This is a genomic window from Shewanella basaltis (assembly GCF_023283885.1).
Taxonomy (GTDB): domain Bacteria; phylum Pseudomonadota; class Gammaproteobacteria; order Enterobacterales; family Shewanellaceae; genus Shewanella; species Shewanella basaltis.
The window spans coordinates 134,876-151,620 of record NZ_JAKILA010000005.1 but is presented as its reverse complement, the minus strand read 5'-3'; the positions used below and the strand labels follow the sequence as shown (position 1 = coordinate 151,620).

The following is a 16,745-nucleotide window of genomic DNA, read 5'->3' as shown; positions in this document are numbered from 1 at the left end:
TCACCATGACACTTACCCCTTTCAATACCCTTTTACTTTCATTAAGTTTGGTTGCATCAGCATCTGCGTTAGCCAACCCACCTGGTGGCAAGCCACCACAAGAGGCAATTGAAGCTTGTGCAAGCAGTTCAGAAAACAGTCAAGTCAGCTTTGAAACACCCCGTGGTGATACCCTTGAAGCAACCTGTAAAATGATAGAGGGTGAATTAGTCGCCGTGCCAGACAATGCACCAGATGACATGAAGCAACCACCAAAAAAACGTAGTTAACGCTTAGTGTAAAGGAGTGAATATGCAAGTGACTAGCGGCAGTACATCGATACAAATGACATCTACCGAAAATACTCAGCGCCCACCTCGCCCTGACGGTCCACCGCCACCAAAAGGTGGTGTTCCTCCTGGATTAGAATCTGCGGTGTCGACATTAACAGATGAACAACAGCAATCAACGACAGAGATGCTCGCATCGTTGACTGAAGAGCAACAACAGGAGTTAAAGTCAGTATTAGATGAATTAAAGCCAATGACTGAAGGCTTGTCAGATGAAGACATCGGCAGCATTTTTTATGAGGCTTTAAACAGCATTTATAATGGTGGCGAGACACAAACGGCAAGTAGCACGTCATCAACGGTGAATGTAGACGTATACGCATAACACTCTTGCACAATGGACAATAAGAAGCCAGAAGGTCAAATGCTGGCTTTTACTTTTTACTTTTTACTTTTTACTTTTCATGCTTGCCACTGGTGGTAAAAAATCAGCTAATGCCTCTGGTAATCTCGGTTTACTGTATAAATAACCTTGGGCTAAGTCACAGCCATTGACTCGTAAAAAGTCAGCTTGAGCTTGAGTTTCAACCCCTTCAGCAATAATTTGCAAATTTAGCGCATGCCCTAATGCAATAACCGCTTTCGCGATGGCAGTATTGTTTGAATCATGAGGGATATCACGTACAAATGACTGGTCAATTTTAAGCTTATCAATAGGCAATTTTTTAAGGTAGTTTAGTGAAGAATAACCTGTACCAAAGTCATCAATACTGAGCGCAATCCCCATCGCACCGAGTAATTTTAAATCGCGAATAATGGCATCCGGATCGTGCATCATGCAAGATTCTGTTACCTCGAGTTCTAAGTGCTTAGCAGGCAAACCGGTTTCCAGCAAAATCAGTCTCACCTGTTCAACAAAATCACTTCGCTGTATTTGTAAACTGGCCACATTAACCGAAATTCGATCAAAATATTTCCCCTGGGTAAGCCATTCGACGCCCTGCAAACAGGCAGTTTTTAATACCCATAAACCAATCCCCCAAATTAGGCCTATTTTTTCTGCTAACGGAATAAATTCACCAGGCGAAATATCACCTAAAATAGGATCATGCCAGCGTATAAGGGCTTCAAAACCATAAGGCGTTAAATCATCTAGTTTTAATTTGGGTTGATACACGAGATAAAAATCGTCATTGGCAATGGCCTGATGCAATGCGGTCTGTAACTTCAATTGTGCTACAGCTTGTTTTGTCATTGATTCTGTATAAAACGCGTAATTATTACGCCCATCGAGTTTAGCGCGATGCATTGCAGCGTCTGCATTACGTAATAAGCTGTCATGGTCGTCACCGTCACTTGGATAAATCGCCACGCCTATGCTGGCTGTTAACCTAACAGACTGGGCATTATCAAGAATAAACGGGCGTTCAAACACACTTCTAATCCGATCAACTGACGAGGTAACAGAATCTGTGCCCATGATACTGGGCAGCATCACCACAAATTCATCACCACTTAAGCGAGCAAGCACATCAAAATCTGATAATGCATAGGATAAACGTTTCGCTAACTCGACCAATATTTCATCACCAATCACATGGCCTAAACTGTCATTAATGTGTTTAAAGAAATCGATATCTAAAAATAAAATGGCTAACTGCTTTTTTGCACGATTTGAATGAATTAACTCTTGTTCGAGTAATGACATAAATTGCATACGATTAGGCAATTGAGTCAATGGATCAAAGTAAGCCAGATTTTTCAGCTTCTCTTCATTTTGCTTCTGGGCTGAAATGTCTGCAAATACAGCAACATAATATTGAATAATATTTTGCTTATCAAAAACGGCACTTATCGTAATCGCCTGAGGAAATATGGCACCATGTTTTCGACGATTCCAAATTTCACCGTGCCACTTGCCTTGAACTAATAATGTATTCCACAGACGTTCAAAAAAACTTTTTGGATGTCTTCCAGAGCTTAATATTCTAGGGTTTTGCCCTAAAACTTCTTCACGGCTGTAACCGGTAATGTCTGTAAATGCCTGGTTAATTTCAGTAATGTTGCCATAAGTATCAGTAATAACGACCCCTTCAACCGCATTTTGAAACACATTAGCAGCTAGCATTAATTGCTCTTGTGCCTCTTTATGCTTGGCGATATTACGAGTCATCCCAATGACACCTGTGAGTTGCCCTTGGGGATCATAAACAGGCGCTTTTATGGTCTCTAGCCATACTTTATTAGAATTTAAGTCAACTTCCTCGCATTCTGAAACCACAACCGCAGCCCCAGTATCAATAGCTAACTTATCCCCTTCAATAAACAGTGTTGCCGTGCGAGGATCAAAAAGGTCAAAATCAGACTTGCCTACAATTTGATCTGCCGATTTTCGCCAGGCGCGTTCAACACTTTTATTACAGCCGATATAAATCCCGTCGGTATTTTTAATCCAAATATGTTCATCAAATGCATTAATAAAAGCTTGGACATCAACAGAGTGAATCACATTTTCAGGTTGTTTGTTGTGTAAATCCATACTGGTTAATGAAGCGCGAACCGCACTACTTAGCATGTCGGCTATGCGAATTTGTACCGCCGTTAAGGCTTGAAACATTTCTGGCTTATCTAAATCATGATTCACAGCGCTAAAACTAAGAGCCATAACAATATGACCGGCTTGATCACGAACAAGCTGATGATAAACATCAGCTTTAGAATTTTCTTGGGACAGTGTTGATGCGTGCTCAAATGTAGCAGCATTAATATACTGCAACAAACTCATTTGGTGTTGTTGACGAATACGCTCAGAACAACCTTGACTAAAACACACTTCCTGAAAACGATGATCGGCTGTAATAATGTCGTTTATCGTTATAGTGAGGCGAAACTCAGCAGAAATGTCATTCACTTCTTGCTGCCATTCTCTAAGTGCACTCTGAGAACTCGCTTCTTTGAACATATCACCTTCCTAAATGCCATATAAACAGTAGATAACAGCTTAGTGTTAAATAAAGGATAAACAAAATATTTGCATGTGTCTGTGTCTGTGTTAGGCAACATGACGAGATGCTATACAAAAAAACGACTGTAGCGGTCGTCACCAACAGCACCTAATCATTTAAGCCGTAAGGATATATCAACAAATCTTCTTAGTTAGCCTTTCAGAACGCACAGAGGTAGCTCTTCAACGGGCTGTTGCTAACCACACACAAAACTTTTCGCCAATCACTTTCGACAAAAGTGCACATTATAATGCGAATTGGTAACACTACTATATGCTACAAATCATGATTTAAGAATACACTGCGTTGTATGGCTTCAAAATAGAACCACTATATTGTCGTTTAAGGCCTTATACCAATTCCAGCAATTATCTGGTCATTCAGCGGGAATTCTGTGTCTTCTAGGCAAGTAATAGGATTGTAGGCATAGTTGCTCTCGACAACTGCTCCTGCGTTGTTCTACCTCCTGCGTCCATGCAGTCGTCGACAACTGCTCCTGCGTTGTTCTACCTCCTGCATCCATGCAGTCGTACGTCAAAATGCTATTAAGCAGTATAGAAGGCACAGAAACCCGCCTTGTAGGAGACACTCAGACTGTCCATTTCTTTGTTGCATCGCCTTAAAAGGGAATAACCATTCTTTCAACAATGCGCCTCAAACTGAAAAGTCTGAGTGGCTCTGATTGGTCACATAATTAATGGAAATGGTATAAATCTTGTTCGAGTTAAAAACGTGTTAATCGAGGAAAATGGATGAATGCCTAGGGCCTGTTGATCTTTGCTGGTTGAATTTTGTTCGAGTTAAAAACGTGTTAATCGAGGCGAATGGATTGTTGCCTAGTCTCCTAAGCAACTCTTTATTTGTAAAGCATCGTTCAACAAAGAGTAAAACGTTTTTAGCCAAACCTTATGGGCTGCATTTGTTGGCCATTTTTACTGCGTTATCAACTTTTTATTTAGAATAACGACACCTCAACGTCTATGCCGTGCAGTTGTATATATGAGTCATAGCAATAATTCGCTGTAAAAATAACCTTGAGCAGCCTACAGGCACTATCGACCAATTAACCTAGCCGCATCCTTAAACAGGCGAAAAAAGTTATCAGTCGTGTACTGTGCTAAGTCGTCAAACTTCTCAGCGCGTAATTCTGCGACAAACTGCGCAACATCTCGAACATAAGCAGGTTGATTTTCTTGGCCGCGATGCGGTACTGGCGCTAAATAAGGCGAGTCTGTTTCAACCAATAATCTGTCTTTAGGTACCTGACGGATCACACTGCGCAGCTCACTGGCATTTTTAAAGGTCACAATACCAGAAACAGAAATATAAAAACCCAGGTCAATAGCCGCTTTTGCCATTTCCCAGTTTTCAGTAAAGCAATGCAACACCCCGCCAACTTTGTCTGCATTTCCAGCTTTAAGCATGCTAATCGTGTCTTCTCGGGCATCTCGGGTATGAACAATAAGAGGCTTATTCACTTCTACAGCTAAGGCAATTTGCTGCTCAAAACAGGTTTGCTGAAGGGACTTAGTGTCATTCGAGTAAAAATAATCTAATCCAGTTTCACCAATAGCGACAACCCGCTCGTCGGTGGCAAAACGCTTAATGTCTTCGATGTTCAACCCCTCCTGAACATCCAGAGGATGTACACCAGAAGATAAAAAAACATTTTTAAAAGGTGCAACTTTGTCGCGCATGGCTTCAAAACCTTGCTGACGAACGTTTACGCATAACAAATAATCAACGCCTTGTGCTTTGGCGTTATCCATTATGGTTTGAAGACTTGCTGTGTCTGGAGCCGCTTTTAAACGATCAAGGTGGCAATGGGAATCAATTAACATGGGTATTCTTTCGCAACGAGTAAACAAGTAAATCAGGTGCGCAAGAATACCTAGCTACATGGTGCAGGTCAAATCACTTGATGAAAGTTCGCTTGATAATAGTTTTTCAATGTGGTGTTTATGACTTTCAACATCCGTTTTTATTTTCACACCGATCCCCGCAGGACGACCACCTGACGCTCCTAATGGGTTAATCCACACTACGGTACCTTTAAACTCATTAGCTTGGGTTGCATTTGGTAAACGATATGAGATTGTCAGCTCTTGGCCTAAAAAATGGCTTTCTGTGGTCGCAATAAATAAGCCTGCCGGTTTAATAAACGGCATATAAGCACGATAAAGTTTGTGCAATGTATCGTAATTAACTACAAGATCAACCATATATGAGTGTGTTCTTTCCGTAAAATTTAATAAAACTCAGCTTATCAATGGGTCACTTTTTTGAAAGCTAAGACATATTGTTGACACAATGCTTGGGTGTTAACACTCGGCATTGTTTGTAACTTGTGGCACATTTGCATTATGTTTGCGGCAAGTTCTAACACTTTTGCTTGCACCAATGGATTTAGGCGCTGTGATGTGTCCGCTTGAGTTGCCAATGCAACCTGACTGCTACTTTTTAACACATATTGGCGTAAGTACAAATATAAAACATTAAGTGCATCAACAATTTGTTGTTCCGATAAGCCCAGTAAACTGTTGCATAAATGCCCAGTTTTTAAACTTTGAGCCCAATCTTGTCTGTACGCCAGTAACTGTTGGTAATGTTTATTGCGTAAACTCGTTGCCAACGCCAAAGGGCCACCCACAACGTTTATGCACCAAGTTACATCATGAATTTTGCCTTGTGCATTAGCTGTCGGTAACAAGTTTTGGTCAGCTAACCATTGTTGTATGTCCGCTTTTTGCGGCGCCACAAATGCCAAGGTTTGGCAACGGCTGGTGATAGTCGGTAGCAACTGCGATTTACGATTGGTTTGTAAAATCAGCACTACTCCTTCACCGGGTTCTTCTAATGTTTTTAATAATGCATTGGCTGCAGCCATGTTTAATCGCTCTGCATTGGTGATAACCGCAACCCTTGCGCCGCCTTGTTGTGCCGTTTGTGTTAGTGACAAACAAAGTTGACGGATCTGATCGACCTTAATTTGATTGCCGTCTGGCTCAACAACATGCAAATCGGGGTGTGTTCCTGACTGCAATAGCAAACAACTTTTACACTGCCCACATGCTCCCACTGGCGTCAATTGTTGGCACAACAGTGTGTGAGCGCAAGCATTGGCAAGCACAATGCCGCCTAGAGCATTATCAACATTAAGCAAATGAGCATGGCTGCTTTTCCCGCGATAATGCAGATCAACAAAACGTTGATGTGCATTTGATAGCCACGGCAATTGCCCCAATTGATACTCGCTCATTTTTACTCAGTCCCTATCAATTTGCGCTACTTGTTAGCAAACAACAAAGGCAAACGATGCAAAAGTTGACTGCGAATCGCTTGATGAACAAGCTCAAGGCTCTGACTTGCATCGATAACTATAATACTGTCGTCTTGTTGGGCAAGTTGCAAATAGGTTTGCCTTGCACGTTCAAAAAAATCGATGGCTTGTTGCTCGATTCTATCTAACTGCCCGCGGCTCTTGGCTCGAGTTAAACCAAGCTTAGGATCAATGTCTAAATATAAGGTCAAGTCTGGGGTAAACCCCGCTAAACAAGCATCACTAACCGCTTTTACTAACGGCATCAAACCACGGCCACCACCTTGGTACGCCAATGACGATAAGTTATGGCGATCACCTAGCACCCACTGCCCTTTTGCAAGGGCCGGTTTAATCACATTACTGATAAGTTGCGTGCGAGCAGCATAAATAAGCAAACATTCTGCCTCGTCACTTAATGGGTCGCTTGCATCGGCAATTTTAACCAAATCACGAATTTTTTCAGCTAATGGTGTACCACCTGGCTCACGAGTGCACACAGGTGCTTGCCCAGTGTGCTGCTCAATTAAATCGTTAACTAAAGCGATAGCGCTTGATTTACCTGCACCCTCTAGCCCTTCGATAACAATAAATTTTCCTGTTTGGTTAATCATTTTCTTTTTCTCTGAAATTCGTTCACTGCACGGTTATGCTCTTTCAGGGTTGCTGAAAATACATGGGTGCCATCATTACGTGAAACAAAATATAAATAGTCGACTTTGGCTGGATTGGCCGCTGCAAATAATGAAGCTCGGCTTGGCGCCGCTATTGGCGTTGGCGGCAAACCATCGATTTTATAAGTGTTAAATGCGGTGGTTTCACGTAAATCTTTACGAGTAATATTGCCTTTGTAACGGTCTCCCATGCCATAAATTACTGTCGGATCGGTTTGTAAACGCATGCCTTTTTTAAGGCGATTATTAAATACGGCAGACACCCAGTTTCGTTCTTCTGGTTTACCGGTTTCCTTTTCAATAATTGAGGCAATAATTAACAATTCGTAAGGCGAGTTAAGAGCCAGATCGGCATCTCGTCCTTCCCAAGCTTGCTTAAGACTCATTTGCATCATATCAAAGCTGCGTTGCAATACCGTTTGTACGCTATCACCAGCATGATAATGAAATGTTTCTGGATAAAATTTACCTTCTGGGAGGCCAGATGTATCGCCATTTGCAATCAGTATTTGATTAAAATCGTCTTCACCCACCACTAAGTGCTTACTCTTCGCTAATGCTTGCTGCCACTCTTTAATTGATTTGCCTTCAATTAAGGTCAAAGTAAATACCGCCTCTTGGCCTAAACGTAAGCGTTTAAATAAGGTCGCGAGCGTATCACTTGGCATGATTTGATAATAACCCACCTTGATGCTGGCTAATTTAGGTTCTAATTTCACCAAGTATTTCATTTTCCAACTGTCAACAATAAGCCCTTGTTCTTCGAGTTGTTGTGCAAGCTTAATCACTGATGTACCTGACTCAACCTGAAGCGCTTGTGACTCTGTGATGAGTATCGGCTGCTTTTGAAATGTAATTAAATCAGTTGTTAGCCAATAAACACTGATCCAAAAAATGGCAAATAGCGGTATTAAACTAGCAACTAAACGTGTTGTTATTGTTTTCATCATGATGATAAATCTACACTCAGAACTTGCCTGAATCGCGACGTGTGCGTCCAACGGCTAAATTGAAATTGGTCAATGGTGTTAATATCAACAACACCAAATAAACTGTTTGTGATAAAAATATGCTCTGCGCTGCCTAAATCGTCATATCGCATCGCTTTTGCGGTAACTGCAAACCCATCTTTTAATAAATGATCAATCATTTGTTCGCGCATAACGCCACTAACGCCTGCATGGGTAATAGCCGGTGTGATGATGTGTCCTTCTTTAACGGCAAAAAGATTTGCCATAGATGATTCAATAACGTAGCCATCGGTATCAAGTACTAACCAATCTTGGCAGTTTGCGATTAATGGCTGAGTTTTTATCAAGACTTGTTCGAGACGATTTAAATGTTTCATACCGGCAAGCAGGGGTTGACGCCCAAGCTTAATCGGTGATGACGCAAGTGAAATCCCCTGTTTTTGCCAATGTTGATAATGTTCGGGGATAGTATGCACCGACACAATTTCGGTGACATCAGATAACACAGGAGCTTGGTAACCTCGCCCGCCTTGACCGCGAGTTAACACAAGTTTGATGCAATGCTCAGGATACCGTTCTGCCAACGACAATAATTGCCCAATCAGGCTATCATTGGCTTGCCATTGAATACCTAAACGTTGGCAACTTTGTTGTAAACGTTGTAAGTGCCAGTCTAAAAACAGTACCCCAGCAGTTTGATGTGCACCAGCCGTTCGCATAGTGGCAAAGACACCATCACCATAAGCCAGACCTCGGTCAAATGGACTGATAGTGCCTTGTTCTATTTGATTAACCCAAACCAGCGCCATTATTTGTCCTGGCTGATCCGACTTGGGACAGCATCTTGCTGATCTTTATATTTTGCGCTCTCACGGGTGTTATAAGGACGAGCTACCGCAGAACTTAAGCGTTCAAAATTAAGCGCGCCAATGGTCATTGTGGGACGCAAAGCTAAAGGTAACTTACCACTGTTGTAACACTCCAGCACAATCTTTCCTTGCCAACCCGGATCAATCCGATGCGCGGTCACATGCACCATTAACCCTAAACGCGCCAAAGACGAGCGACCATCTAACCAGCCTACAATATCTGCTGGCAGTGTGACACTTTCAAGGGTAACTGCCAGAGCAAGTTCACCTGGGTGCAGAAAAAACGCTTGGTTTTCCGCTATGTCAATTTTGTCACTCATGACTCTGTCTAACGCCAACTGCATTTCTGCGCTTGGGCCACTTAAATCAATGTAAGGTGCTGTATGGTCCTGAAATACCCGAAATTGGTTGCCTAAACGCACATCCACGCTGACGCCTGAAATCGCCTCAATACGAGGGCGAGGGTCAATAATAATGGTGCCATTATCTAAACACTGCTCAATTTCAATATCCGTTAAACGCATGCAACACCCTCATCCTAGGAACGGTTACTTAGCTAATAAATGCTGAATTCTAGCTTTTAATATGTCTGTGGCAATACGGTTTTTACCGCCACGAGGCACAATAATGTCGGCATATTGTTTTGATGGCTCAATAAATTGCAAAAACATAGGGCGAACTGTGCGCTTATATTGAGAAATCACCGACTCCATTGTTCTGCCACGCTCTGCGACATCACGGGTTAATCGACGTAAAAAACAAATGTCCAGCGGCGTATCCATAAATACGGTGGCATCCATTAAATCACGTAATTTAGGATCTGTTAATAATAAAATCCCTTCTAAAATAATCACTTTTTTCGGCTGCATGTCGAGTGTTTCGCTAGTGCGAGTGTGCTCTGTGTAGCTGTAACAAGGAATGTGGACGGCTTGACCTTGCTTTAGTTGTGTTAAATGCGTTGCTAATAACTGATGATCCAATGCTTTTGGATGGTCATAGTTAGTTTTAACCCGCTCTTCCATGGTCATATGACTTTGATCACGATAGTAGGCATCTTCATTAATCACCCCAATTTGATTAGTGCCTAAGTCGCTGCACAATTCTTCAAAAATGGTTTTGGCAATTAAACTTTTACCTGAAGCCGACGCACCGGCAATCCCAATAATGACACACTGCTGAGAATTCATCTCTTAACCTTACTCGTCGTCTGATATGCTAATTTTTACGGTTGATGTAACTTGTTGAAGTGCTAATTGCGCCCCTAATTTGCGGGCGATTTCGCGATATATCCCTGACACTTCACTTTCTGGCTCACTGATAACGCTTGGTGTGCCGTTGTCCATAGATTCACGAATATTGATGTGAAGAGGCAATGAACCGAGTAATGGAACATTGTACTTTTGTGCGATTTGGCTGCCGCCATGAGTCCCAAATGGATGCTCTTTATGGCCGCATTCTGGGCAAAGATGAAAACTCATGTTCTCAATAATACCAAGCACAGGAATGTTAACCTTGCCAAACATGGTTATGCCTTTTTTAGCATCAGCAAGGGCAATATCTTGTGGTGTCGTCACAATCACAGCGCCACTGACCGGCACTTTTTGTGATAACGTTAACTGAATGTCGCCCGTTCCGGGTGGCATATCAATAATTAAATAATCCAGCTCTGGCCATTGAGTTTCATTTAATAACTGGGCTAATGCCCCCGCCGCCATAGGGCCACGCCACACGGCAGCCTCGTCACCACTAAGCATAAAGCCAATCGATTGTGCAGAAATGCCATGGGCAGATGCTGCCGTCATGTGCTTACCGTCTGGCGATTGCGGCCTAAAATTGGGGATACCCAGCATAAGCGGAATAGAAGGTCCGTAAATGTCGGCATCTAAAATGCCCACTTCTGCGCCTTCAGCTTTTAACGCTAATGCAAGATTAACAGCCGTAGTTGATTTACCCACACCACCTTTACCAGAGGCAACGGCAATCACTTGCTTAACGTTTGGAATAGGAGAAATGGCTGGAAGGGCTGAATAAACACGAGGCTTAAAATCAATTTCACATTCAACTTCATCAATGGAATCTAACACGGCTAAACGATTGGTTATCGCCATAACAGTATCACGATATTGTGTCATACAAGGATAAGGATAAACGAGACCGAGTTGTAAACGTTTACCCGATATTGCCAGCGAACTAACGCACTCGGCAGACACTAAGCCTGTTTTCAAATAAGGATCGACAAAAGCCTCTAAAATATCTAACACCGGTGACAATAATTCGTCACTTAATTGATAATTTGTATGCGATTTAACCAAAACCATGGCTCCGAACATGAAATTTTTACAAGTGTATCAGAACTTGGTAAAAAAATAGCGATTAATACACTTTTTAAGTCATGTTTTGATGAAAAATCTCAGTCAATCAGTTAGGATTGAGCCATATTTTGGGTGTAAATTGATATAGAGACAAAATGACGACATCACAGCGAAAAATACTGGTCACAAGTGCCTTACCGTATGCCAATGGTCCGATCCATTTAGGTCACATGCTTGAATATATTCAAACAGATATCTGGTCACGTTTCCAAAAGTTACGTGGACATGAATGTTATTACATCTGTGCCGATGACGCCCATGGTACGCCGATCATGCTTAAAGCACAGCAAATGGGTATCACACCAGAAGAAATGATTGCTCAAGTACAAAAAGAACACGAGCAAGATTTCGCTGATTTTAATATTCAATTTGATAATTTTCACAGCACTCACAGCGACGAAAACCGCACGTTAGCCAATGACATCTATGTTAAGTTACGTGATGGCGGCTACATCAAAACCAAAACGATTTCGCAATTGTACGACCCAGAAAAAAGCATGTTCCTTCCAGATCGTTTTGTGAAAGGTACCTGCCCTAAATGTAAGTCAGAAGATCAATACGGCGACAACTGTGATAACTGCGGTGCAACTTACAGCACGACAGATTTAATTAATCCTAAATCAGCAGTGTCTGGCGCAACACCGGTAATGAAAGACACTGAACATTTCTTTTTTGACCTACCAGCCTTTGAAGGCATGTTGAAAGAGTGGATCCAATCGGGTTCATTACAGCAAGAAATGGCCAACAAATTGGGTGAATGGTTTGAACAAGGCTTGCAACAGTGGGACATATCACGTGATGCACCTTATTTTGGTTTTGAAATCCCAGACGCACCAGGTAAATTCTTTTACGTTTGGTTAGACGCTCCTATCGGTTACATGGGGTCATTTAAAAACCTATGTAACAAGCGTGATAACCTAAATTTCGATGATTTTTGGAGCAAAGACTCAACAGCTGAAGTGTACCACTTCATCGGCAAAGACATTGTTTACTTTCATAGTTTGTTTTGGCCAGCCATGTTGGAAGGCGCCGGAATTCGCAAGCCTACCAGCGTATATGCACACGGCTATGTCACAGTAAACGGTTCGAAAATGTCTAAATCTAAAGGCACGTTTATTAAAGCGCGTACTTATCTTGATAATTTAGACCCTGAATATTTACGTTATTACTATGCCGCTAAATTAAATAGCCGTATTGACGACTTAGATTTAAACCTTGAAGACTTTGCCCAACGCGTTAATTCAGATTTAGTGGGTAAACTGGTTAACCTTGCATCACGCACGGCAGGGTTTATCAGTAAACGTTTTGACGGCAAGCTGGCCAAACTTGCTGACACCAGCCTGACAGAAGCTTTTCTTGCTAAAAGCGAAACCATTGCCGAGTTTTACGAAACCCGCGAGTTTGGCAAAGCCATGCGCGAAATTATGGCATTAGCCGACATCGCCAACGGTTATGTTGCTGACGCCGCGCCGTGGCAATTGGTTAAACAAGACGACAAGCAAGAAGAAGCGCATCAAGTGTGCAGTAATGCACTTAATTTGTTCCGCATTTTGGTCACCTACCTTAAACCTGTGTTGCCAAAACTTGCTCAAGATGTAGAAGGCTTTCTGCAGCTCACACTCACATGGGATAACCTAGCACAAGACTTATCTGGCCATGAAATTGCGCCGTTTAAAGCCTTGATGCAACGTATCGACATGAAAAATGTTGAAGCCATTATCGAAGCGTCAAAAGAGAACTTACAAGCAACGCAAGCACCAGCGCCTAAGCAAGCAGTTGATCAATTAGCCCAAGACCCAATTAGCCCGGAAATCACCTTCGATGATTTTGCCAAAATTGATTTACGTATTGCACGGATCAGCAAAGCAGAACACATTGAGAAAGCCAATAAACTGTTGCGTCTTGAACTGGATTTAGGCGGCGAAACCAAACAAGTTTTTGCGGGGATAAAATCAGCCTACGCGCCTGAAGACTTAATTGGTAAGCTAACCGTGATGGTCGCTAACCTTGCGCCTCGCACCATGAAGTTTGGTGACTCTGAGGGGATGGTGTTAGCCGCAGGACCTGGCGGTAAAGACCTGTTTATTTTAGAGCCTCATGAAGGCGCACAACCGGGTATGCGCGTCAAATAGGCCACATGTTTAGTTGTTAAAGCACGTCTAAAAAAGACCGCCTAATCGGTCTTTTTTATCATACATAACATAACGTTACGATTTAAACCCATCTGCATAAACACCAAAAATGATCCCACAGTTTTCTTAAAGCCCCGCTATGTATTCAAAGGATTATCCTTGCGTGTAATGACCTCTGCTTGAGCAAAATCAACATCGGCGCTGTTATTTGGCACTAAACGGTCTTCAACATCATCTTGATGCGCTGCATTATCTTCATCCATTGCTTGCTTTAAACGCTCCTCGTACAACATAAATAGTTTAATAAAGTCATTACTAAAACGCTCTCCTGCTGACTCTTTTAACCAAAAATCATACAGACGTTTTGACGCCTCTTTTTCTATGCGTTTATAGGTGGCTTTACGCCGCATAACGTAATCGTCGCTGTATCCAAGCAACTGTAAAGACGATACGCTCAATTCTAGCGCAGAATGGTGGGTTTCAGACTCAACGACATCAGCCCCGGCCTCTTTGAGTAAGTGCCCATGCCCTCTGTCAAACGCTCTGGCCACTATTTTGAGTTTAGGGTAACTGTGGTGTAAATATTTAACTAACTCGACACTGCTCTCACGGTTATCGATGGCCACGACAAACAACGACGCCTCATCAATGCCAGCCGTTTTCAGTAAATCTGGCCGTGTTGCATCTCCGTAATAGGCTTTCGTGTTGATCCGTCTTATGGTATCGACTTGTGATACCTGATAATCCAGTACCACAGTTTTAATATTATTGGACACTAAAAACCGATTCACCACCTGACCAAAGCGGCCAATACCGGCAATAATTACCGTGCCTTTATCATCAATATTGTCTTGCTCACGCTGATTGGTTTTAATTTGAAAACGCGGATAAATCACTTTATCAAATAAAATAAACAGCCCAGGCGTTAAAAACATCGACAGCGCTACAACTATCGATAAGGTTTGCGCGACATCGGTTGGAATAACATGCTGCTGCACACTGAAACTGAGTAACACAAAACCAAACTCACCGGCTTGCGCAAGGCTTAGGGTAAATAACCAACGATCACTGCCTTTAATCCTGAATATTAGCGCTAACAAATACAGCACAAACGCTTTTATTATCATGACTGTTAAAGTGATTAAGATAATTTCGCCAAAATCAGCAAACAATACCGCAAAATCAATCCCTGCACCTACGGTGATAAAAAACAGCCCTAATAACAGCCCTTTAAATGGGCCAATATTCGCTTCTAATTCGTGCTTAAACTCACTGTTAGCTAACACCACGCCAGCTAAGAATGTCCCTAAAGCCGGAGAGATCCCCACTAAACTCATTAACGCCGCGATACCAATCACCAGCATTAATGCTGCTGCGGTTGATATTTCGCGAGCGCCCGACTCAGCGACCATTTTAAATAAGGGGCGGCTCAAGTAATGTCCGCCTAACACCACAATACCAATCGCCACTATCAGTACAATGGCATAAGCCCAACCCGGTAATGATGCCACTAGGCTTAATTGTTCATGTTGCTCACTCAAGCTACTGGCAGCAACTTGGGCTTTTTCGACTAGTTCAGGTAAAGCCAATAACGGAATAAACGCCAACATTGGGATAACCGCAATATCCTGGAACAATAACACTGAAAAAGCATTTTTACCGGCATGAGTTTTGTTAAGGCGCTTCTCTGACAAGGTTTGCAATACGATTGCTGTCGACGATAACGAAAATATTAATCCAATGGTAAGGGCTATACTGGTTTGATAACCAGCGTAAATGGCACAGGTCATGACAGCAACCACCGAGCCACCGACTTGCAAACCGCCAAGGCCTAAAAGCCGGTTTCGCATTGCCCAAAGCATTTTGGGTTCAAGCTCTAAACCGACTAAAAACAACATCATTACCACGCCAAACTCAGCAAAGTGTTGAATAGTATTGGTTTCACTGCCCACAAGCCCAACAATAGGGCCAATGACCACACCAGCAATCAAGTAACCTAATACAGATCCTAGCCCTAATTTATTGGCTAACGGAACGGCTATCACTGCTGCAGTTAAATAAATAAAAGCCTGTAAAAAATATTCCGTCATTAAGCTTCCTTATAAACTGACGAGATTAAGCAATAAACCTCAATTACACCGGATTAATGATATCGATAAAGTGATGAGTTAAATCAAATTTACTGGCAAGATGTTGCCCAAGCGCCTTAATCCCAAATTGCTCAGTGGCGTGATGACCTGCAGCAAAGTAATGGATCCCTTGCTCCATGGCGGCATGGTAAGTGCGCTCGGACACTTCACCGCTAATAAAGGCATCAACGCCCATTTGCGCCGCTTGATCAATATAATCTTGCGCGCCACCGGTGCACCACGCCACGGTTGAAATAGGTTTACTGTTATCACCAATATGCAACGGCTCACGCTTAAGCACCTTACTAAGTAATTGGCTAAACTCAGTTGCCGTTGCAGGATGCTCAAGGTGACCATGCCACAATAAGTCTTGCGCTACAGCTTGATACACTCGCGGGCTCAAAATGCCCAGCTGATAAGCTAATTGAGCATTGTTACCAACCCCATGGTGAGCATCTAAGGGTAAGTGATAACCAAATAAGCTGATGTCGTGGTCCATTAAGGCTTTAATTCGGCGATACTTCATGCCGGTGATCACTTCTGGTTCATTTTTCCAAAAAAAACCATGATGTACCAAAATGGCATCAGCATTAACAGCAATGGCTTGTTCTATTAACGCCTGACAAGCTGTAACACCTGTTACTATGGTTCGAATAGTTGACTTACCTTGCACTTGTAACCCATTAGGAGCGTAATCTTTAAAAGCTGATACATTTAAAAATTCATCTAAATAAGCACCTAGTTGCTGACGTGTAATGGATGACTGACCTTGTTGATGTGTAGACATAATTTTCCTAAAAATAAAAATTGATTAAAACTGCCTTGTTTAAAAACAGCTAAGTTATCGCACCTATAAAAAGCCATGTTTGCCAAAAAAGGAGCTTTCAATCACACGAAAAAATCCATAATCATAGTGTAATGCCCAATATGCTTTAGTGTAACTCATCGTGCACTATTTCAATTATTACAGTGATAAATGCTGAAAAATACCACTTTTTGAGCATT

General features: G+C 42.3%; 15 protein-coding genes. 3 read left to right on the top strand and 12 right to left on the bottom strand.

The genetic code is table 11. The annotated features are described in order from the left end of the window. The first annotated feature begins 5 nt into the window (after positions 1 to 5). Complete coding sequence (locus tag L2703_RS05935) at positions 6 to 269, top strand: hypothetical protein (RefSeq protein WP_248970202.1); 264 nt, start codon at positions 6 to 8, stop codon at positions 267 to 269. 22 nt (positions 270 to 291) lie between these two features. Beyond that, the gene (locus L2703_RS05930) at positions 292 to 654 is read left to right on the top strand and encodes a hypothetical protein (protein WP_248970201.1); all 363 of its coding nucleotides are present in this window, start codon (positions 292 to 294) and stop codon (positions 652 to 654) included. Between the two features lie 63 nt (positions 655 to 717). On the opposite strand, the gene L2703_RS05925 is transcribed toward L2703_RS05930, so the two are convergent. The 10 genes from L2703_RS05925 to apbC form a co-directional block, all read right to left on the bottom strand. After that, on the bottom strand, positions 718 to 3,231 hold the full coding sequence (locus L2703_RS05925; protein ID WP_248970200.1) for a sensor domain-containing protein: 2,514 nt from the start codon (positions 3,229 to 3,231) through the stop codon (positions 718 to 720). Positions 3,232 to 4,326: 1,095 nt separating this feature from the next. Beyond that, positions 4,327 to 5,115, bottom strand: a complete 789-nt coding sequence (locus tag L2703_RS05920) for a TatD family hydrolase (protein ID WP_248970199.1) — start codon at positions 5,113 to 5,115, stop codon at positions 4,327 to 4,329. Positions 5,116 to 5,169: 54 nt separating this feature from the next. After that, on the bottom strand, positions 5,170 to 5,496 hold the full coding sequence (locus tag L2703_RS05915; protein WP_160052887.1) for a PilZ domain-containing protein: 327 nt from the start codon (positions 5,494 to 5,496) through the stop codon (positions 5,170 to 5,172). A gap of 44 nt (positions 5,497 to 5,540) precedes the next feature. Beyond that, positions 5,541 to 6,533, bottom strand: coding sequence for a DNA polymerase III subunit delta' (gene holB, locus L2703_RS05910; protein ID WP_248970198.1), 993 nt, complete (start codon positions 6,531 to 6,533; stop codon positions 5,541 to 5,543). 26 nt (positions 6,534 to 6,559) lie between these two features. Further along, positions 6,560 to 7,207 carry a dTMP kinase gene (tmk, locus tag L2703_RS05905; protein ID WP_248970197.1) on the bottom strand — a complete coding sequence of 216 codons (648 nt, stop codon included), beginning with the start codon at positions 7,205 to 7,207 and terminating at the stop codon, positions 6,560 to 6,562. Then, a complete protein-coding gene (gene mltG, locus L2703_RS05900) occupies positions 7,204 to 8,214 on the bottom strand; it encodes an endolytic transglycosylase MltG (protein WP_428848649.1) in 1,011 nt (336 codons plus the stop codon). The genes tmk and mltG overlap by 4 nt, the downstream gene beginning before the upstream one ends. Beyond that, positions 8,214 to 9,041: an aminodeoxychorismate lyase gene (gene pabC, locus L2703_RS05895; protein ID WP_418358981.1), complete on the bottom strand. Its 828-nt coding sequence runs from the start codon at positions 9,039 to 9,041 to the stop codon at positions 8,214 to 8,216. The genes mltG and pabC overlap by 1 nt, the downstream gene beginning before the upstream one ends. 5 nt (positions 9,042 to 9,046) lie before the next feature. After that, positions 9,047 to 9,631, bottom strand: a complete 585-nt coding sequence (dcd, locus tag L2703_RS05890) for a dCTP deaminase (protein ID WP_248970194.1) — start codon at positions 9,629 to 9,631, stop codon at positions 9,047 to 9,049. Between the two features lie 24 nt (positions 9,632 to 9,655). Continuing rightward, positions 9,656 to 10,294, bottom strand: coding sequence for a uridine kinase (udk, locus tag L2703_RS05885; protein ID WP_248970193.1), 639 nt, complete (start codon positions 10,292 to 10,294; stop codon positions 9,656 to 9,658). A 9-nt stretch (positions 10,295 to 10,303) separates the two neighbouring features. Next, positions 10,304 to 11,425, bottom strand: coding sequence for an iron-sulfur cluster carrier protein ApbC (gene apbC, locus L2703_RS05880; protein ID WP_428848648.1), 1,122 nt, complete (start codon positions 11,423 to 11,425; stop codon positions 10,304 to 10,306). Between the two features lie 149 nt (positions 11,426 to 11,574). Here apbC and metG point away from each other — a divergent pair, with 149 nt between their 5' ends. Further along, entirely contained in the window at positions 11,575 to 13,611 is a 2,037-nt protein-coding gene (metG, locus tag L2703_RS05875; protein ID WP_248970191.1) for a methionine--tRNA ligase, read from the top strand. A gap of 137 nt (positions 13,612 to 13,748) precedes the next feature. Here the strand turns inward: metG and L2703_RS05870 are convergent, their stop codons facing one another. Together L2703_RS05870 and L2703_RS05865 are read right to left on the bottom strand one after the other, a co-directional pair. Beyond that, entirely contained in the window at positions 13,749 to 15,701 is a 1,953-nt protein-coding gene (locus L2703_RS05870; protein WP_248970190.1) for a monovalent cation:proton antiporter-2 (CPA2) family protein, read from the bottom strand. 43 nt (positions 15,702 to 15,744) lie between these two features. Next, positions 15,745 to 16,497, bottom strand: coding sequence for a Nif3-like dinuclear metal center hexameric protein (locus L2703_RS05865; protein ID WP_346347542.1), 753 nt, complete (start codon positions 16,495 to 16,497; stop codon positions 15,745 to 15,747). Positions 16,498 to 16,745 lie beyond the last annotated feature (248 nt).